Origin of the sequence: Microvirga alba, assembly GCF_015694465.1 — a bacterium.
Lineage (GTDB): Bacteria > Pseudomonadota > Alphaproteobacteria > Rhizobiales > Beijerinckiaceae > Microvirga > Microvirga alba.
Genome location: NZ_JADQDO010000001.1, coordinates 75,166 through 92,784 on the forward strand (window position 1 = coordinate 75,166; position 17,619 = coordinate 92,784).

15 protein-coding genes are annotated in these 17,619 nt (G+C 63.6%); 6 read left to right on the forward strand and 9 right to left on the reverse strand.

Translation table 11 applies throughout. From position 1 onward, the window contains the following. Positions 1-31 precede the first annotated feature (31 nt). Positions 32-1,135 carry an A/G-specific adenine glycosylase gene (mutY, locus tag I2H38_RS00390; protein ID WP_196269830.1) on the forward strand — a complete coding sequence of 368 codons (1,104 nt, stop codon included), beginning with the start codon at positions 32-34 and terminating at the stop codon, positions 1,133-1,135. Positions 1,136-1,214: 79 nt separating this feature from the next. Here the strand turns inward: mutY and I2H38_RS00395 are convergent, their stop codons facing one another. The 4 genes from I2H38_RS00395 to I2H38_RS00410 all read right to left on the reverse strand — a co-directional run bounded on the left by I2H38_RS00395 (position 1,215) and on the right by I2H38_RS00410 (position 5,667). After that, positions 1,215-2,144: a LysR family transcriptional regulator gene (locus tag I2H38_RS00395; protein ID WP_196269831.1), complete on the reverse strand. Its 930-nt coding sequence runs from the start codon at positions 2,142-2,144 to the stop codon at positions 1,215-1,217. Positions 2,145-2,371: 227 nt separating this feature from the next. Next, a complete protein-coding gene (locus I2H38_RS00400; RefSeq protein WP_196269832.1) occupies positions 2,372-3,565 on the reverse strand; it encodes a site-specific DNA-methyltransferase in 1,194 nt (397 codons plus the stop codon). Positions 3,566-3,724: 159 nt separating this feature from the next. Beyond that, positions 3,725-4,366 carry a ribonuclease HII gene (locus I2H38_RS00405; protein WP_229426479.1) on the reverse strand — a complete coding sequence of 214 codons (642 nt, stop codon included), beginning with the start codon at positions 4,364-4,366 and terminating at the stop codon, positions 3,725-3,727. Between the two features lie 128 nt (positions 4,367-4,494). Further along, complete coding sequence (locus tag I2H38_RS00410; protein WP_196269834.1) at positions 4,495-5,667, reverse strand: PA0069 family radical SAM protein; 1,173 nt, start codon at positions 5,665-5,667, stop codon at positions 4,495-4,497. Between the two features lie 114 nt (positions 5,668-5,781). Between I2H38_RS00410 and I2H38_RS00415 the strand changes: the two genes are divergently transcribed. Beyond that, positions 5,782-6,282 carry a glycosyltransferase family 2 protein gene (locus I2H38_RS00415; protein ID WP_196269835.1) on the forward strand — a complete coding sequence of 167 codons (501 nt, stop codon included), beginning with the start codon at positions 5,782-5,784 and terminating at the stop codon, positions 6,280-6,282. 52 nt (positions 6,283-6,334) lie between these two features. Further along, the gene (locus I2H38_RS00420; RefSeq protein ID WP_196269836.1) at positions 6,335-7,870 is read left to right on the forward strand and encodes an FAD-dependent monooxygenase; all 1,536 of its coding nucleotides are present in this window, start codon (positions 6,335-6,337) and stop codon (positions 7,868-7,870) included. On the opposite strand, the gene moaB is transcribed toward I2H38_RS00420, so the two are convergent. The 3 genes from moaB to I2H38_RS00435 all read right to left on the reverse strand — a co-directional run bounded on the left by moaB (position 7,860) and on the right by I2H38_RS00435 (position 10,307). Further along, complete coding sequence (moaB, locus tag I2H38_RS00425; protein WP_196269837.1) at positions 7,860-8,414, reverse strand: molybdenum cofactor biosynthesis protein B; 555 nt, start codon at positions 8,412-8,414, stop codon at positions 7,860-7,862. The two genes, I2H38_RS00420 and moaB, sit on opposite strands and share 11 nt — an antisense overlap. A gap of 103 nt (positions 8,415-8,517) precedes the next feature. Further along, positions 8,518-9,387, reverse strand: coding sequence for a KPN_02809 family neutral zinc metallopeptidase (gene ypfJ / locus I2H38_RS00430; RefSeq protein WP_196270557.1), 870 nt, complete (start codon positions 9,385-9,387; stop codon positions 8,518-8,520). A gap of 80 nt (positions 9,388-9,467) precedes the next feature. Further along, a complete protein-coding gene (locus tag I2H38_RS00435; RefSeq protein ID WP_196269838.1) occupies positions 9,468-10,307 on the reverse strand; it encodes a uracil-DNA glycosylase in 840 nt (279 codons plus the stop codon). 195 nt (positions 10,308-10,502) lie between these two features. Here I2H38_RS00435 and I2H38_RS00440 point away from each other — a divergent pair, with 195 nt between their 5' ends. From I2H38_RS00440 to I2H38_RS00450, 3 genes are all read left to right on the forward strand, one after another. Beyond that, positions 10,503-12,164, forward strand: a complete 1,662-nt coding sequence (locus I2H38_RS00440; protein ID WP_196269839.1) for an electron transfer flavoprotein-ubiquinone oxidoreductase — start codon at positions 10,503-10,505, stop codon at positions 12,162-12,164. A gap of 246 nt (positions 12,165-12,410) precedes the next feature. Continuing rightward, the gene (locus I2H38_RS00445) at positions 12,411-14,189 is read left to right on the forward strand and encodes a tetratricopeptide repeat protein (RefSeq protein ID WP_196269840.1); all 1,779 of its coding nucleotides are present in this window, start codon (positions 12,411-12,413) and stop codon (positions 14,187-14,189) included. Positions 14,190-14,286: 97 nt separating this feature from the next. Beyond that, positions 14,287-15,159 carry a 4-(cytidine 5'-diphospho)-2-C-methyl-D-erythritol kinase gene (locus I2H38_RS00450; RefSeq protein WP_196269841.1) on the forward strand — a complete coding sequence of 291 codons (873 nt, stop codon included), beginning with the start codon at positions 14,287-14,289 and terminating at the stop codon, positions 15,157-15,159. A gap of 58 nt (positions 15,160-15,217) precedes the next feature. On the opposite strand, the gene I2H38_RS00455 is transcribed toward I2H38_RS00450, so the two are convergent. Together I2H38_RS00455 and I2H38_RS00460 are read right to left on the reverse strand one after the other, a co-directional pair. Continuing rightward, positions 15,218-16,024, reverse strand: coding sequence for a MetQ/NlpA family ABC transporter substrate-binding protein (locus I2H38_RS00455; protein WP_196269842.1), 807 nt, complete (start codon positions 16,022-16,024; stop codon positions 15,218-15,220). A gap of 521 nt (positions 16,025-16,545) precedes the next feature. After that, complete coding sequence (locus I2H38_RS00460) at positions 16,546-17,565, reverse strand: polyprenyl synthetase family protein (RefSeq protein WP_196269843.1); 1,020 nt, start codon at positions 17,563-17,565, stop codon at positions 16,546-16,548. Between the last annotated feature and the right edge of the window lie 54 nt (positions 17,566-17,619).

Genomic DNA, 17,619 nt, shown 5'->3' on the forward strand with positions numbered 1-17,619 from the left:
ATATTCCGGCAGGATCGGTATTGCAGAGATCATGTTAACGCCCGCTTTGAGCGCCACCAAGCCTCGCGCCGATGATCTTCTCGCCTGGTACGATCGTCACCGGCGCGATTTGCCATGGCGCGCGAAACCGGGCGAGGCGGCCGATCCCTACCGCGTCTGGCTGTCGGAAATCATGCTGCAGCAGACGACGGTCGTCGCGGTCAGGCCGTTCTATCTCAAGTTTCTCGATCGATTCCCGACCGTCCACGTCCTGGCGCAAGCTCAGGAAGAGGTGGTCATGCAGGCCTGGGCCGGTCTCGGCTATTATTCCCGCGCCCGCAATCTCCATGCCTGTGCCAAGGTGGTGGTCGCGCGTTATAGTGGGGTGTTTCCCTCGACCGAGGAGGAATTGCTGAAACTCCCCGGCATCGGGGCCTATACGGCGGCGGCGGTCGCGGCGATTGCCTTCAACGAACATGCGGCGGCGGTGGACGGCAATGTGGAGCGGGTCATGTCCCGCATCTTCACCATCGACGAGCCTCTGCCCAAGGCGAAGGTGCAGATCAAGACCCTCACCGAAGAGTTGGTGCCCACGGATCGCCCGGGCGATTTCGCGCAAGCCTTGATGGATCTCGGGGCGACGATCTGCTCACCCAAGCGTCCGGCCTGCGCTCTGTGCCCCTGGATGTCGCCCTGCCAGGCGCGCGAACAGGGATTGCAGGAGACCTTTCCGAAGAAGCAGAAGAAGGCGGAAGGGCAGTTGCGGCGCGGCGCGGCCTTCGTGGTGTTGCGCGCCGACGACACGATCTTGCTGCGGACCCGCCCGCCGAAGGGGCTTCTCGGCAGCATGGCCGAACCGCCCACAAGCGACTGGGATCCGGCCTATGAGCCCTCCCGCGCGGTGCTCGACGCGCCGCTGGAGGCCCGCTGGCAGCGTTTGCCCGGGGTGGTGCGCCATGTCTTCACGCATTTCCCGCTGGAAATGACAATTCTCTTTGCCAAGGTCCCGAAGGGCACGCCTGCCCCCGATGACATGCGTTGGACGCCGCGTTTGCGTCTTTATGAAGAGGCGCTGCCCGGGGTCATGAAGAAGGCGCTGGTTCACGCGCTCGGTGACCTGCCGCCGGAGCCTGCGGCGAAGGCCGAAAACGCCTGAAGATCGCAGCGCTGACACAGCCTCATCCTGAGGAGCGCATGCGCCCTGGATCCTCCTTCGAGACGGGCTGACGCCCTTCTCAGGACGAGGCGGTTGTCTTCGACAACAGCCCCGCCTCTCCGCTCAAGACCGCGCCATGCCGTTTGAACAGGGCCGTGAGGGCATGGGCCACGCGTCCCACATTGGGACGGTTGCGGGTCCGCGCGTGCCGCACCATGAAAATGTCTTCGACAAATTCATCAGGCGCTTCCAAACGCACAAGGTCCGGGTCCGCATCCCCGAGCCAGCACGGCAGAAAGGCTGCTCCCAGCCCGGTCTTGGCCGCTTGATAGCGGATCGGCATGTCGCCGATCCGGGCGGCAATCGGGATCGGGCGGCCGTTGACGAAGCGCGCGACGAAGTCCGCCTGATAGGAAAGGCTCGGATCTTCCGGCGGTGCGATCACTGCTGAGGGCGAGGTGGAGCGGTCGTACATGCCGAACGTGATGCTCCCCAGCCGACGCGCCACGAGATCGGGGTCATCGGAGAGGCGGCGCATGCGAAGCGCGATGTCCGCCTCGCCTGAAGCGAGGTCGAGCTTGCGGCGAGTCGGAATGTAAACGATCTCGACAGCCCCCGCGGCTTTAGCCAACTCCGCGGCGTGCACGGAGAGGAACATGGTGACCGAGGACGTGGCGGTGATTCGCACCGGCGCGGATGGGTCGGGGCGATAGGCTGCCGCCACCCTGGGCACGGCTCTCGCCGCTTCGGCCATCGGCGCGGAGGCCTCGAGCACGGCGCGTCCTGCTTCCGTTAAGTCAAGACGGTTCGGCCCCCTCTGGAACAGAGTAACGCCAAGGGTTTCCTCCAGAGTGCGGATGCGCCGCGCGACGGTGGGCTGTGTCTGGCCGGTGGCGCGCGCCGCCCCGTTCATCGATCCATGAGCCACCACAGCCAGGAAGGTCCGCAGATCGTTCCAGGATGCTTCTTCGGAGGCGGCCCAGGATGCGTCGAGAGGAGGAGAAGCCATGAGACGATGCTAAAACTCTTCCCCCTGCCGGCGATAGGGAAATGTTCGGGTCTGGCGTCGGGAGTTTTCATGACCCCACGATCCCGCGGACGAGGCAGGAGCGCAGCCCGCTAAATTCGCGGGGGTGTTCTTCATTGCTGGGGGAGTGGTGGGCAGAGGACGCGCGGCCAAAAAGAAAAGACGCGGCCGGGTTTCGGCCGCGTCTCGATGGGTCTCGCGATTGGGGCTTAAGCCGCGATTTCGGCCCGGACCTTCGCGCGAAATTCGTCGATGCAGACGAGTTGGCCCTGCCGCTCCACGTGCCAGAAGGTCCAGCCGTTGCAAGCAGGCAAGCCCTGCACCAGCGAGCCGACCTTGTGGATCGAGCCGACGATTGCGCCGAGCGCCAACGTGCCATCCGCGCGCACGGTCACGGAATAGCGGCGGCGTTCGTCGACGAGCGTCTCGCCGGCTTTGACGTGGCCGCCTTCGATCAGGGACAGGAATGGAACCCGCACCTCGGCGCGCTTTTCCGGGGGAGCCGCAATCGACACGTCGGACAGCGGTTCGACCGCATCGATGCGAGCCCGCGCCGCCTTGGCGTAGGTCGAGTCGCGCTCGAGCCCGATGAAGTGACGTCCGAGTTTCTTCGCCACGGCGCCGGTCGTGCCAGTGCCGAAGAAGGGATCGAGCACCACGTCGCCGGGATTGGAGGAGGACAACAGCACGCGCGCCAACAGCGCCTCGGGCTTCTGGGTCGGGTGGACCTTGCGGCCATCCGCGCCTTTGAGGCGTTCTTCGCCTGTGCAAAGCGGAAGGTACCAGTCGGAGCGCATCTGCACGTCTTCGTTGGCGGATTTCAGCGCTTCGTAGTGGAAGGTGTAGTTCTTCGCCTCTGCGCTTTTCGAGGCCCAGATCATGGTCTCATGCGCGTTGGTGAAGCGGCGTCCCCGGAAGTTCGGCATCGGGTTCGCCTTACGCCAGACGATGTCGTTGAGGAGCCAGAAGTTCAGATCCTGCAACGCTGCGCCGACGCGGAAAATGTTGTGGTACGAGCCGATGACCCACAACGTCGCGTTCTTCTTCATCACGCGGCGCACGCCGAGAAGCCAGGCGCGGGTAAAGGCGTCGTAGTCGGCAAAACTCGCGAACTTGTCCCAGTCATCGTCGACCGCGTCGACGAGGCTCTGGTCCGGACGCGTGAGCGCCTGTTCAAGCTGAAGATTGTAGGGCGGGTCCGCGAAAACCACGTCCACGCTCTCGGCCGGCAGCTTCTCCAGATTGGCGATGCAATCGCCAAGGAGGATCTGGTCGAGAGGAAGAGAAGGCGAGACGGAGAGGGGCTTTTTAAGCCCCGTCCGAGGCGCCGGCGCAGACCGCCCGGTACGCGAGACACTAATCCGGGAGGCGGCGCCGGCGGCCCCGGTACGCGAGGTACCCATGGGTGATCACCGGTTACGCAACTGACAGTCCGGATCATGACTCGTTAAGGTAAAGACGAAGTTTCCAAATAGGCGAAACCGCATCTTATTTTAGGTCGGCAAACTTTGCCTACCTATTGAAATCATTGAATTTTTCGCATTAACGAGCGTTAAGTTTGGTTACAGGTCGAGTAACCCTTGCCTGAGCGGCGAAAAACTCAGGCGATGGAACGGGCAGGGGCCCTCGCTCGCGAGCACGGACAGATGCGCCTTCGTGCTGTAGCCCGCATTGCTCGCGAATCCATAAGCCGGATAAACCGCGCCGAGACGCGTCATCAGCCGGTCGCGCACCACCTTCGCGACGATGGAGGCCGCCGCGATGGAGGCGATGCTGGAATCGCCCTTCACGACCGCTTCCGTGACGCAGGGCAGTTTCGGCGCATCGTTGCCATCGACAAACGCCATGTCGGGGACGCAGGGCAGCGCCGTGAACGCCCGGCGCATGGCAAGCAGCGAGGCCTGGCGGATATTGATGGTGTCGATCTCCGCATGAGACACCGAGGCAATGCCCACATGGGCGGTGGCGACGATCTCGGCAAACAGTGCCTCGCGCTTTTGCGCGCTCAGCGCCTTCGAATCATCGAGCCCTTGCGGCAGGGAATCGAAATCGAGCACCACCGCTGCCGACACGACCGGCCCGGCAAGAGGTCCGCGCCCGACTTCATCGAGACCCGCGATGCAGGAAAAGCCCGCCGCGCGGGCGGCGAGCTCCCGGTCGAGGCCGAGGCCGGATGAAGGCGGGAGGCGAATCGGTGCGGTCATGAGCGGCATAAAAGCGGCAATGCCGTTTCTTTGCCAGCCCCGGCAGCGTCGCGCCCGAAGACCGCTGCCGCCGTCATTCCGGGGCGCCGGAGGCGAGCCCGACGGATTGCGCTGGTCTTCACCGCCTCTCAAAACAACGACAGTTGCCCCGTCTCCTTGGCCGGAGGGCTGAACAGGTCGGTTCGCATCTTCAAGGAGCGCTTGTTGAGACCGAGCCGCGCGGCCATCGTTTCGAAACGGCGGCCGATCATCCAGGCATGGGGGCCGACACCTTTCTGCCGCACGCTCCATTCCGCGTCGTAATCCTTGCCGCCGCGCGCCTCCCGCAGGATCGAGAAGACGTGGTTGAGCTTGTCCGGATAGTGCTCGGCCAGCCAATCGCGCATCAGATCCTTCAGGTCGTAAGGAAGCCGCAGCAGCACATAGCCCGCGCTGGTCGCTCCCGCCTGATGCGAGGCTTTCAGGATCGCCTCGATCTCGTGATCGTTGATGGCCGGGATGATGGGGGCGACGAGCACGGTCACCGGAATGCCCGCCTCCGAGAGCTTGCGCACGGTCTCAAGCCGCTTGGCCGGTGAGGCGGCGCGGGGCTCCATCTTGCGGGCGAGTTTTGGATCAAGGGTGGTGATCGAGATTGCGACCTTGGCGAGTTGCCGTTCAGCCATCTGGCTCAAAATGTCGATGTCGCGGGTCACGAGGGCCGATTTGGTCACGATGCCCACCGGGTGGTTCGCCCGGTTCAGAACCTCGAGAATACCGCGCGTGATGCGCAAGCGCTTCTCCACCGGCTGGTAGGGATCCGTATTGGAGCCGAGCGCGATCGTCGTCGGCTGATAATTGGCCGCCCGCAGCTCTTTTTCCAGAAGCTCGGGCGCGCTCGGCTTGGCGAAGATCTTCGTCTCGAAGTCGAGGCCCGAGGACAGGCCTTGAAAGGCATGGGTCGGGCGCGCGAAGCAATAGGAGCATCCGTGCTCGCACCCCCGGTACGGATTGATCGACTTTTCGAAGTTGAGATCGGGCGAATCGTTCTTCGAGATAATGGTGCGCGGCTTCTCGACGATGATTTCGGTGGGGAGCGAGGGCATTTCCTCCTCGATCTCCCAACCGTCGTCGAAGCTCTCGCGCTGCGCGGGCTCGTAGCGTCCTGTCGGGTTTGCCACCGCGCCCCGGCCCCGGCGGCGGTCAGCCTCGACGCGATACGCTGGGTCGTCCTTGCGACGACGCGCGGCCTCCGCCGCCTCGGCAGCGTTGCGATACGGGCGGAGGGCTTCGCGGGTCGTTTCCTTGGCGCGAACGCTCATGGCAAACCTCCAACGTTCCAGAACGAGAATGTTGGAAGAGTTAAGAACAAAAAGTGAACAAATGCAAGTTTCTTGAGAGAGGACGACTTCGAAGGAAGGCGTTATGCTCGCTTCATGATCACCGTTCTCATCCGCGCGTCGCGCGGGCCCGAAGCTCTGGCCGTGACCTTGAGTGCCCTTGTCCCCGCCGTCGCCGCAGGACTTGTGGGCGACGCCGTCATCCTGTCGGCGGGGCAGGATGAAACGATCGCCATGGTCGCCGATGCCGCCGGCGCGACCCTGATCGTGACCCATGACCGCTCCTGGGCGCTGGGGGTGAAGGCTGCGCGCCGGGATTGGCTTCTTTGCCTCGACGATGGCGATATTCCGCAGGAAGGCTGGATCCAGGCGCTCGAGCGCTTCGCGACCTTCGGACGGCCTGACCAGCCGGGCCGTTTCAAAAGGCGATCGGCGGGGCCGCTTCGGGCTTTGGCGCAGGCCGCGCTCGCTCTTGTCGGGCGAGACCGGGACTGTTCAGGCGAACTGGTTCACAAGCGGGTGCTGCTCGGCGAACTGAAGCCGCGCTCGAGCGTGAGCCTTGCCGCATTCATCGAGCGCGATCCTTTCTTCGCCTGACGTGGACGAACACGCTTTCCAGCCTAGTTCTTCGGAAAATGGCGAGGGTGGGATGGCGGCACCGCAGGTCTTGATCGTCGGCGCGGGGCCAACCGGCCTCGTTCTCGCGTTGCGCCTCCGGTACCACGGTGTTCCCATCCGTATCGTCGATCACCATTCCGGCCCCGGCCAGGCCTCCCGCGCCATGGCGGTTCATGCGCGCACGCTCGAATTCTACGAGCAGCTCGGCCTCGCGCAGGAGATGGTCGATTTAGGAATCGTGATGAACGCGATGCACCTGTGGGATCAGGGGCGCCTCATGGCCGATGTTCCCATCGGCAATTTCGGCAGGGACCTCAGCCCCTTTCCCTTCGTGCTGAGCTATCCGCAGGACGATCACGAGCGCTTTCTGGTCGAGAAGCTTCGATATTCAGGCGTTGTTGTCGAATGGGACACCGAACTGGTCGGATTCGAGGACGATGGTGAGCGCGTTCGTGCGACTTTGCGGAAAGGCTCGCGCGAGGAAACCTGCGAAGTCGCCTATCTCTGCGGCTGCGACGGCGCGCATAGCGCCGTGCGTCACGGGTTGAAGCTCGATTTCGCGGGCGGTGCCTATGAACAGACCTTCTATGTCGCCGATGTGCACGCGATGGGCGCGGCGACCGCGACCGGCGGCGTCAATATGTGCCTCAACGTCAAGGATTTCTGCCTGGTGCTTCCGATCAGAAGCACCGGCATGCAGCGCCTGATCGGGATCATTCCCGATGAAGTGAAGAGCCGCGAAAACATCACCTTCGATGATATTCGCCCTATCACCGAGCGGCTGTTCGGTCTCCGCGTCAATCAGGTGAACTGGTTCTCGACCTATCGCGTGCACCACCGTGTCGCCGAGCATTTCGGGCAAGGCCGCGCCTTCATCGCGGGCGATGCGGCGCATATTCACAGCCCTGCCGGCGGCCAGGGCATGAATACCGGAATCGGGGATGCGGTGAATCTATCCTGGAAGCTTGCGCATGTGCTGCAGGGCCGCGCCGATGCTTCGCTTCTGGCGACTTATGAACCCGAACGCATCGCGTTCGCGCGCACGCTGGTTGCGACGACCGACCGCGCCTTCCAGATCATGGTCAAGCGCGATCTCGCCGGCCGTTTCTTTCGGACGGTGCTTTTGCCTTATGTCCTGCCGCAGATGTTTCATCTGCGAACGGTCCGGCGGTGGATGTTCAAGACGTTGTCGCAGATCCGGATTACTTACCGAGGAAGCGCGCTCAGTGCCGGAATGGCGGGCGATGTCGCCGGCGGTGACCGTTTGCCTTGGGACGGTGTCGGCGGCAGCGATAATTTCGAGCCCCTCATGTCCCTCGATTGGCAAATCCAGGTCTATGGCGACGCCGAAGCGACCTTGAAAAACGCAGCGGCGGAGCGCGGCATCGCTCTTCATGTTTTCGCCTGGACGTCCATGGCGGAAAAGGCGGGTCTGAAGCGAGACGCGCTCTATCTCGTCCGCCCCGATGGTCATGTCGGGCTCGCGCATCCGACGCAGGATGTCACCGTGTTGGACCACTATCTAGCGGCACGCGGCATCACGATGGGAACGCGCCTCAGCTCTTGAGCTTTTCGCGCTTCAGATGTTCGTCGAGACGCGGCATGATCTCGACGAAATTGCAGGGCCGGTGACGGTAATCGAGCTGCAAAGACAGAATGCCATCCCACGCATCCTTGCACGCGCCGGGAGAGCCCGGCAGCACGAAGATGAAGGTCGCGCTCGCCACGCCGGCCGTCGCCCGCGACTGGATCGTCGAGGTGCCGATCGTATCGAAGGAGATGCGGTGGAACACGGCGGAAAATCCGTCCATGCGTTTTTCGAAAAGTGGCTCTATTGCTTCCGGCGTCACGTCGCGCCCGGTGAAGCCCGTGCCGCCCGTCGTGATGATCACGTCGATAGCGGGATCGAGGATCCAGCTCTGCACCTTGCCTCGGATCGCCGCGACATCATCCGGCACGATGGCTCTGCCGCCGAGCCTGTGACCGGCTTGCGTCAAGCGCTCGACGAGGACGTTGCCGGAACGATCATCCGCTTCCGTGCGTGTGTCGGAAACGGTGAGAACCGCGATGGTGAGTGGCACGAATGGGAAGGTGTCGTCGATGCCGGGCATGGTGGGAACTCTGTTGAGGTCTCTCCTTTGTAGCGTCTGAAGTCCGGGAGTTCCACAACGTGCTCGCTCCGAAATGGGAGCGGGCGATACGCAATCTCTACCCTTACAGCTTGCTCGCCCTGAACGTGTCGCAGGCCTGGATCGTTCCGCCCTTCAAGCCGGTTGTGAGCCAGCGCACCCGTTGAGCGGATGAGCCATGGGTGAAGGAATCCGGAACCACCTGTCCTTGCGACTGATGCTGCAAGCGATCATCGCCGATGGCTTGCGCGGCGTTAATCGCATTCTCGATATCGCCGGGTTCCAGCGCCTGCCAGCGCTGCTGTGAATGGTTCGCCCAGACGCCTGCCAGACAATCGGCCATCAGCTCCACGCGGACGGAAAGCTGGTTGCGTTCCGTCGGCCCGACCTCCTGCTGGCGCTGCTGCACGCGGGGCAGAATGCCGAGCTGGTTCTGCACATGGTGGCCGATTTCGTGCGCGATCACATAAGCATAGGCGAAGTCGCCGCCGGCGCCGAACTTGCGCTGCATGTCCTGGAAAAAGGACAGGTCGAGATAGACGGTCTGGTCGAGCGGGCAATAGAATGGCCCCATGGCCGATTGCGCCGCGCCGCAGCCGGAGCGGGTCGCGCCGGAGAACAGGACAAGCTTGGGCGCCTGATACTGGCGATTGGCCTGCGCGGGCAAAACCTCCTTCCAGACATCCTCGGTATTGCCGAGGATCGCGGAGACGAAGCGGCCCATCTGATCCTGGGGAACGCCTTGTTTGCCCTGCTGCTGCTGATAGCCCGAGCCGCCCTGTCGCGAGAGCATCTCGGCCCCGCCGATCAGGATGCGGGGATCGATGCCGAAGGCCCAGCCGATGAGCCCCAGAACGACAATGGTGCCGATGCCGAGCCCTCCCGCACCGCCGGGGATCGGCAAGCCGCGCCGGTCTTCCACATTGTCGGAGGTCCTGAAATCATCCCAACGCATGAGCTGCATTCACCCAATCAACCGCAAAAGCTTAAAGCAGGAGCGCACAGGCAGGTTCCCCACCGCGCAGAAAGAGAGTGCTAATCCGCCCCGTCGAGCGCACGACGCAACGCCTGAAAGTCCCGCCAGCCGAGGCGCTTCTGCAGGGGCTGGCGCAGGAGATAGGCCGGGTGGAGGGTCGCCAGGGCCCGAATGTCGCGGCCGCCTTCGGTGCGATAGGGGAACCAGCGCCCGCGCGTGCGCAAGATGCCCTCCTTGACGTTCAGGAGGTTCTGCGCCGCCGGCCCGCCGAGGCAGATCAGGAAATCCGGTTTCGCAAGTTCGATTTGCCGGTCGATGAACGGCCTGCAGATCGCGACTTCCTGCGGGGTCGGGGTGCGGTTGCCCGGCGGACGCCATGGCACCACGTTGGCGATATAAACCTGGGTCCGGTCGAGGCCGATGGCTGCGAGCATCCGGTCGAGCAATTGGCCGGAGCGGCCGGTGAAGGGCTTCCCGATCCGGTCCTCGTCCGCGCCGGGGGCTTCGCCCACCAGCATGACGCGGCCTTGCGGGTTGCCATCGGCGAAGACGAGGTTCTTGGCGCTGAATTTCAGGGCGCAGCCGTCGAAACGGCCGAGGATTGCCTCAAGCTCCTCAAGGGAGGCGGCATGGCGTGCCTGTTCGCGAGCCATCAGCGCCGCATCGTCCGGCGCGACCGCCGCCGCTTGCGGCAGGGCGCGGGGAGGGGCACTTGTCTTCGCGGGCTCGGGCCGTGTTTGGGACGATCTCTCTTCCGTCGTCCTCATCGGGGAGGGCGCGGCCTTCGGCTCGGCGAAGCGGTTATGGGGCGTCTCGTCGAGGGCAAGATCCACCCCTGCCTCGACGTGGAAGTCGAGCAGCGCCATCAACGCATCGCGGTGGGGGGAGAGATCGTGCATGAAGCGTATGTAAGCCGACCGAGAGGAGTGGACAACTCGATAACGCAGCGCTGAACGCCCTTGCCGTCGATCGTTTTTCCCTCAAATGAAACTCTTCCAATCTTTCCGGTAAGGAAACTTGCGAAGATCATCGAGATGGTTCACATGTGAACTATCTGTCCCTTGAAGCGTTCCACCGCGTATCAGGAGAAGACCATGGATCTGCCCGCTCGTGAGTCGATGGAGTTCGACGTCGTCATCGTCGGCGCAGGTCCTGCGGGCTTGGCAACCGCGATCCGGCTCAAGCAGGACGCCGCCGAGGCGGGCGCGGACGTTTCCGTCGTGGTGGTGGAGAAGGGCTCCGAGGTCGGCGCGCACATCCTCTCCGGCGCGGTGATCGATCCCAGCGGTCTCGACCGGTTGCTGCCGGATTGGCGCACCGATCCCGACCGTCCGCTCAAGACGCAGGTGACAGGCGACGAATTCCTCTACCTCGGTCCGGCCGGCGGCATGCGGATGCCGAACCTGCTCATGCCGAAGCTGATGGACAACCACGGCAATTTCGTCGGGTCGCTCGGCAATGTCGCCCGCTATCTCGGCCGCAAGGCCGAGGAGCTGGGCGTCGAGATCTATCCCGGGTTCCCGGCCTCCGAGGTCCTCGTCGAGGACGGCAAGGTCGTGGGCATCGCGACCGGCGACATGGGCATCGACCGCAACGGCGAGCCCAACGCCAATTATACCCGCGGCATGGAGCTGCGCGCCAAGTACACGATCTTCGCGGAAGGCGCGCGCGGCTCGCTGACCAAGCAGATGGTCGAGAGGTTCAAGCTCAACCAGAACAGCGACCACCAGAAATACGGCATCGGCATCAAGGAGCTGTGGCAGGTCAAGCCGGAGAAGCACCGCCCCGGCCTGGTGCGCCATTCCATGGGCTGGCCTCTCCAGAACGACACGGGCGGCGGCTCCTGGCTCTACCATTTCGACGACAACCTCGTCTCCGTCGGCTTCGTGGTCCACCTCAACTACAAGAATCCCACTCTCTCGCCCTTCGACGAATTCCAGCGCTTCAAGACGCATCCGATGATCCGCGACGTGTTCGAGGGTGGAAAGCGCATCGGCTATGGTGCGCGCGCCATCATGGAAGGCGGCTGGCAATCGGTGCCGCGCCTGTCCTTCCCCGGCGGCTGCCTGGTCGGCGACAGCGCGGGCTTTGTGAACGTGCCGCGCATCAAGGGCAGCCATAACGCGATCCTGTCCGGCATGCTCTGCGCCGATCACGTCTTCGAGGCGCTGCAGGCGGGCCGGGCCCATGACGAGATCTCGTCCTACGAGAAATCATGGCGCTCCACCGCCATCGGCGCGGATCTCAAGCGTGTGCGCAACGTCAAGCCGCTCTGGTCGAAGTTCGGCACGGCGCTCGGCGTGGCGCTCGGCGGCCTCGACATGTGGATGAACCAGCTCCTCGGCTGGTCGCCCTTCGGCACCCTGAAGCACGGCAAGGCCGATTATGAGTGCCTGTTACCGCTCGCGGAGGTGACGCCGCTCAAATACGACCGCCCCGATGGCGTTCTCACCTTCGACAAGCTGTCCTCGGTGTTTCTCTCGAACACCAACCACGAGGAAGACCAGCCGCCGCATCTGAAGGTGAAGGACCCGCAGCTGCAGAAGAAGTCGGAACACGATACCTACGGTGGTCCTTCGCAGCTTTACTGTCCGGCGGGCGTCTACGAATGGGTCGAGAGCGAGGACGGGGTGCGCTACCAGATCAATGCGCAGAACTGCGTCCATTGCAAAACCTGCGACATCAAGGACCCGAACCAGAACATCAACTGGGTCACGCCGGAAGGCGGTGGCGGGCCGAATTACGTCAATATGTGAGGGCGCTTTGCTCCGTTCCCTGTCATTCCGGGCCCTTTAAACGGGTCGGGGTGACGGTTGGGCACCGGGCGAAGGGTTGGCGGCGCGCGCACCATGCGGCAAAGACCCGCTCATAATTTCTTTACGAGAAGTCGATCTGGCGCGACGTTCCCCTTGCCGCCGCGCCGGGGAAACGCCATTCTCCGGCCTGATTTGGCGCACATCTCCCTGTCCCCCGAGATGTTGCGATGATTGGAGCCGCGCTTCGTGCCCACCTTGAGATTGCCTTCGGTCCGTAAGGGCCTGCCCGCGCTTGTATTTTCGGTGGCCGGCCTGCTGGCTGCGCCTGCCTTCGCGGTCAATACGGATTCGAGCGAGACCCTGAAGCCGGCGGCGAGCCTCGAGGGTAACTTCCTGTCGGCTTACGTCGCGGGCACAGCGCGCGACACGGCGGCGGCGACGATCTTTTTCCGCGAGGCGATACAAGAGGATCCCCGCAATCAGGAATTGCTGGAGCGGGCATTCGTGGCCTTTATGGCCAACGGCTCAATGCCCGAGGCGTATCGCGCCGCCGAGCGTCTGGCTGGCCGCGACGGTTCGAACAACCTGGCCCAGTTCGCCTTGAGCGTCCGTGCCCTCAAGGCGCAGAAATACGCCGATGCCCGCGCACGCCTGACCCGGAGCGCGCGGGGGCGGAGTGCGGATCTGACCGCGACGCTTCTCGCCGCCTGGGCCTATGCGGGCTCAAAGGACGGCAAACAGGCGCTGGCAACCGTCGACAAGCTGAAGAACGAGCGCGTCTTCAACCAGTTTCGCGAATATCACGCTGCCCTGATCGCGGATGTCACGGGCAACCCGAGCGAGGCGGAAAAGCGCTTCAAGGCCGCCTATGAGGGCGAGCGCAATACGCTCCAGGTGGTCGACGCCTATGCCCGCTTCCTGGCCAAGCGCGGCCGTCGGGACGAGGCGCTGGCGCTCTACAAATCCTTCGACGAAGTGGTGCCCCGTCATCCCGTCGTGCGCGCCGCCATGGCGACCTTGAACCAAGGTAAACCCCTACTGCCCGCGATCACCACGCCGCAGCAGGGCGCCGCAGAATTGCTCTATGGACTCGGCGTCGTCGGCAGCAGCCAGAGCGACGAGCTGACCGCGATCATCTATCTGCGGCTTGGCCTCGATCTCGATCCGGGCCATTCGCTCGCCCTCGTCACGCTGGGCGACATCTATGAGCGCCTGAAACAGTATGATCGGGCGAACGACGTCTTTACCCGCGTGCCCAAGGATGCGCCGGTGCGGGCGAGCGCCGACATCGCCATCGGTCAGAACCTCGAGTTGCTGGGCCGGGGCGACGACGCGGCGAACCACCTTCAGACCCTCATGAAGGAGCGTCCCGACGACGTCGAGGTCGTGATGGCGCTCGGCAATGTCCAGCGTTCACGCAAGCAATTCGCGGAAGCGGCCGAAACCTACAGCAAGGCGATCGATTTGATCGGCAAGCCCGATCGCGGTCACTGGATTCTCTTCTTTTATCGCGGCACGTCCTACGAGCGCTCGAAGCAGTGGGAGAAGGGCGAGGCCGACCTGAAGAAGGCCATGGAGCTGGTCCCGGATACCCAGCCCGCGGGCAAGGCGCAGGTGCTGAACTACCTCGCTTATTCGTGGGTCGATCAGAACATGAAGATCGACGAGGCGTTCAAGATGCTCACCCGCGCGGTGGAGCTCGCACCCCGCGACGGCATGATCATTGATTCACTCGGCTGGGCCTATTACCGCATGGGCCGCTACCCCGATGCCGTGCGCGAGCTTGAGAAGGCGGTGGAACTGAAGGCCGGCGATCCGGTCATCAACGACCATCTCGGCGATGCCTATTGGAAGGTCGGGCGCAAGCTCGAGGCGAAGTTCCAGTGGAACCACGCCAAGGATTCGAACCCCGACCAAGAGGATCTCGTCAAAATTCTCAAGAAGATCGACAAAGGCATGGACGACGAGGCAAAGCCCGCCGTCGATGGCGTGACGACGGACGCTCCGAAGCAAAGCGGGGGGTAGCGGATAAGCGCGACGAACTCCCTCTCCATCCGGGAGAGGTGAAGGGCGCGCAGACTCCACCCTTCCCATTGCCCTTTGTCTGAGGCATGGAGTCCCCATGCCTCAACCACTTTCCACGCGCGCTCCCGCCAAGATCAACCTGACGCTCCACGTGCTGGGGCGGCGGGAGGACGGTTATCACGAGCTGGAAAGCCTCGTGGCGTTTGCGGGCACCGGCGACGATTTGCGGCTTGAACCTGGCGAGAGGCTCTCCCTGACGGTGGAAGGTCCGACCGCGCCGTTTGCCGGAAGCGATGCCGACAACCTCGTCCTGAAGGCTGCACGTCTTCTTACCGAACGCGTTCCAGGGCTGCGGATCGGGACATTTCATTTGACGAAGCGTTTGCCGGTTGCTGCCGGGATCGGTGGAGGATCCTCCGATGCGGCGGCGGCGTTGCGACTTCTCGCGCGTCTGAATGGAATGCCTCCGTCGCATCCGGCATTGAGGGAGGCGGCTCGGCTGACGGGCGCGGATGTGCCGGTTTGCCTTGAGCCGAGGGCGCGCATGATGCGGGGCGTCGGGGAAAAACTCGGCCCTGTGCTGCATCTGCCGCGTCTCTTTGCTGTCCTGGTCAATCCCCGCGTTCCCGTCGAGACGCCCGCCGTCTTCCAGTCTCTTGGATTGAAGACCGGGCAAAGCCTTGCCGGTGCGAGCCACCCGGACATTGAGACATACTCGGCGGATTCACTGTCGCGTGCCCTGAAGGCGGCGCGCAACGATCTCGAGCCGCCCGCCTGTACGGTTCAGCCGATCATTGCCGAGGCGCTCAAGCGCGTCGCCGGCACCAACGGTTGCCGACTGGCACGCATGTCGGGCTCTGGGGCGACGGTGTTCGGGCTCTACGATAACTGCGAGGTCGCTGCGGCTGCGGCGAAGCGGATTGCGCGCCAGAAGCCGGAATGGTGGGTGAGGGCGACGAGCCTTCGCTAACGAGAAAGCCGGACCATCCAAGTGGCCCGGCTCGATTATTCTAGCGCTTTCACGCGTCTTACCACGCCGGAATGATGGCGCCCTTGAAGCGGGTGTCGAGGAAGGCTGAGACTTCAGGCGACTGGTAGGACGCGACGAAGGTCTTCACTTCCGCGCGGTTTTCGTCGCCCTGACGGGCGGCGATGAAGTTCGCGTAAGGATTGCCCTCCCGCTTCTCGACGGCAATCGTGTCCTTGCGGATGTCGAGGCCGGCATTGACTGCGTGATCGGTGTTGATCACGGCGGCGTCGAGATCCGGCAGGGCGCGCGGCAGTTGGGCTGCGTCGAGCGCGGAGAATTGAATGCCCTTCGGATTCTCGGCGATGTCGAGAAGGCTTGGCGAGAGACCCTTGCCGTCTTTCAGCTTGATGAGGCCTTGCGCGGCCAGAAGGTTCAGCGCGCGGCCACCATTGCTCGGATCGTTCGGAATGCCGACCTTCGCGCCCTTCGGCAGATCGGCGACGGCCTTCACCTTCTTCGAGTAAAGCCCGATCGGCTGCACGAAGGTGAATCCGACAGGCACGATCTTGTATCCCCGCGCCGCGATCTGCGCATCGAGATAGGGCTTGTGCTGGAACGCATTGGCGTCGAGATCGCCACGAGCGAGCGCCTCGTTGACGAGCGCGTAGTCCGAGAAGGGAACGAGCTGCACGGTCAAGCCCTTGGTGGCCGCGACCTTCTTGACGACCTGTGCCACGTCCTCTTCTGCGCCGGACATGACGCCGACCTTGATGGTCTGGTCGGCCGCGGCCGGGAGCGTGGTCGCGAGCGCCGCCCCAAGGGCGAAGGACGCGGACAGAAGGGTGCGACGGGTGAAATCGAACATGATGAGACCTTTCAGGCAAAGTTCGTCCGCGACTGAGCAAAGCCGGGCATGTGGTTCAGGACGGGAGAGGGAAGGATTACGCCGTGAGGCGACAACACCCGCTGGTCGGTGCAAGCATCAGGCTCGTCTGGGATGTCGGCATCTGTGGGATAAGGCGCGTCATGGCACATCGATCCTGTGAACCACGAGGCGGGTTACGCTCCGTGGCGCTTTAGCGTTTGATGACGCGGCGCAAGCTGCTCGTCTCAAATCACCGCGGCTTCCGACCGGTCGAAAACCGTCCGGGAGCAGGGATACAGTGACATTCCGGTTCTTCCCTGTCAATTAAAACGTTCTTTTAAAAGAACGACACGAAAGAGAAGGAAGGCCTATTCTGCGAGAATATGGGAGAAAAATGTAACGTAATCGCGCGCCTTGGCCCGACTTCACGCGCTAAAGGGCGCGCTTTGGCGCGGAATCGGATTCGTGCCGCGACAGCGCGTTCGTTGCGGAGAACGCTCTTGTTGGGTGAAAAGGTGAGCTTAATGGGCCCGGGCGATGCAGAAATCGACCGTATCCAGCAGGGCCTGCTTCATCGGGCCGTTCGGGAACAGGGCCAGAGCGTCCCGCGCCATGGCGCCGTAATGGCGGGCGCGCTCGACGGTGTCTTCCAGTGCCCGATGGCGGCGCATGATGGCGATGGCCTGGTCGAGATCGTTGTCCTCGATTTCGCCCCGTTCGAGAACCCGCTTCCAGAAGGCACGCTCTTCGCCCGAGCCCCGGCGGAAAGACAGGACCACCGGAAGGGTGATCTTGCCCTCGCGGAAATCGTCGCCGACGTTCTTGCCCAGGTTCGCGGCCTTGCCGCCATAATCCAGCGCATCGTCGATGAGCTGGAAGGCGATGCCGAGATTCATGCCGTAGGAGCGGCAGGCGGTCTGCTCCGCCTTGGGACGCTCCCCGATGACCGGGCCGACTTCGCAAGCGGCGGCGAAGAGTTCCGCCGTCTTGCCGCGGATGACGGCGAGGTACTCGTCCTCGGTCGTCTCCGTGTTCTTGGCGGCAGCAAGCTGCATCACCTCGCCTTCCGCGATCACGGTGGCGGCAGCGGACAGGATGTCGAGGGCGCGCAAGGAGCCCACCTCCACCATCATGCGGAAGGCCTGGCCGAGAAGGAAATCGCCCACGAGGACGCTCGCCTCGTTGCCCCACTTGATGCGTGCGGCGATCTTTCCCCGGCGCATGTCGCTCTCGTCCACCACATCGTCGTGGAGGAGGGTGGCGGTGTGCATGAACTCGACGCTTGCGGCGAGCTTCACGTGGCCGTCACCCCGGTAACCCGACAGGTCCGCCGTCGCGAGGGTCAGCATGGGGCGAAGACGTTTGCCGCCCGACGAGATGAGATGGTTTGCCACTTCCGGGATCATGGTGACGTCGGATCCCGTGCGCGACAGGATCATCGCATTGACCCGCTCCATGTCCGAGGTCACAAGAGAGACGAGCCTCTCGATGCTTGCATTCTTCTCGGGATGCTTCTCTTCGAAAGGAACGACGACGCCCACGCCTCAAACCCGGGTTGCCGGCCGATAGAGCCGGTAGGAACAGAAAGACACCGT

What these genes read in the sequence shown, in the direction of transcription:
- I2H38_RS00450 (WP_196269841.1), top strand. Translation starts at nt 14,287, where the DNA reads ATGCCTCAACCACTTTCCACGCGCGCTCCCGCCAAGATCAACCTGACG.
- I2H38_RS00440 (WP_196269839.1), top strand. Translation starts at nt 10,503, where the DNA reads ATGGATCTGCCCGCTCGTGAGTCGATGGAGTTCGACGTCGTCATCGTC.
- I2H38_RS00395 (WP_196269831.1), bottom strand. Translation starts at nt 2,144, where the DNA reads ATGGCTTCTCCTCCTCTCGACGCATCCTGGGCCGCCTCCGAAGAAGCA.
- I2H38_RS00415 (WP_196269835.1), top strand. Translation starts at nt 5,782, where the DNA reads ATGATCACCGTTCTCATCCGCGCGTCGCGCGGGCCCGAAGCTCTGGCC.
- moaB (WP_196269837.1), bottom strand. Translation starts at nt 8,414, where the DNA reads ATGCCCGGCATCGACGACACCTTCCCATTCGTGCCACTCACCATCGCG.
- I2H38_RS00405 (WP_229426479.1), bottom strand. Translation starts at nt 4,366, where the DNA reads ATGACCGCACCGATTCGCCTCCCGCCTTCATCCGGCCTCGGCCTCGAC.
- I2H38_RS00455 (WP_196269842.1), bottom strand. Translation starts at nt 16,024, where the DNA reads ATGTTCGATTTCACCCGTCGCACCCTTCTGTCCGCGTCCTTCGCCCTT.
- I2H38_RS00410 (WP_196269834.1), bottom strand. Translation starts at nt 5,667, where the DNA reads ATGAGCGTTCGCGCCAAGGAAACGACCCGCGAAGCCCTCCGCCCGTAT.
- mutY (WP_196269830.1), top strand. Translation starts at nt 32, where the DNA reads ATGTTAACGCCCGCTTTGAGCGCCACCAAGCCTCGCGCCGATGATCTT.
- I2H38_RS00435 (WP_196269838.1), bottom strand. Translation starts at nt 10,307, where the DNA reads ATGCACGATCTCTCCCCCCACCGCGATGCGTTGATGGCGCTGCTCGAC.
- I2H38_RS00420 (WP_196269836.1), top strand. Translation starts at nt 6,335, where the DNA reads ATGGCGGCACCGCAGGTCTTGATCGTCGGCGCGGGGCCAACCGGCCTC.
- I2H38_RS00400 (WP_196269832.1), bottom strand. Translation starts at nt 3,565, where the DNA reads ATGGGTACCTCGCGTACCGGGGCCGCCGGCGCCGCCTCCCGGATTAGT.
- ypfJ (WP_196270557.1), bottom strand. Translation starts at nt 9,387, where the DNA reads ATGCGTTGGGATGATTTCAGGACCTCCGACAATGTGGAAGACCGGCGC.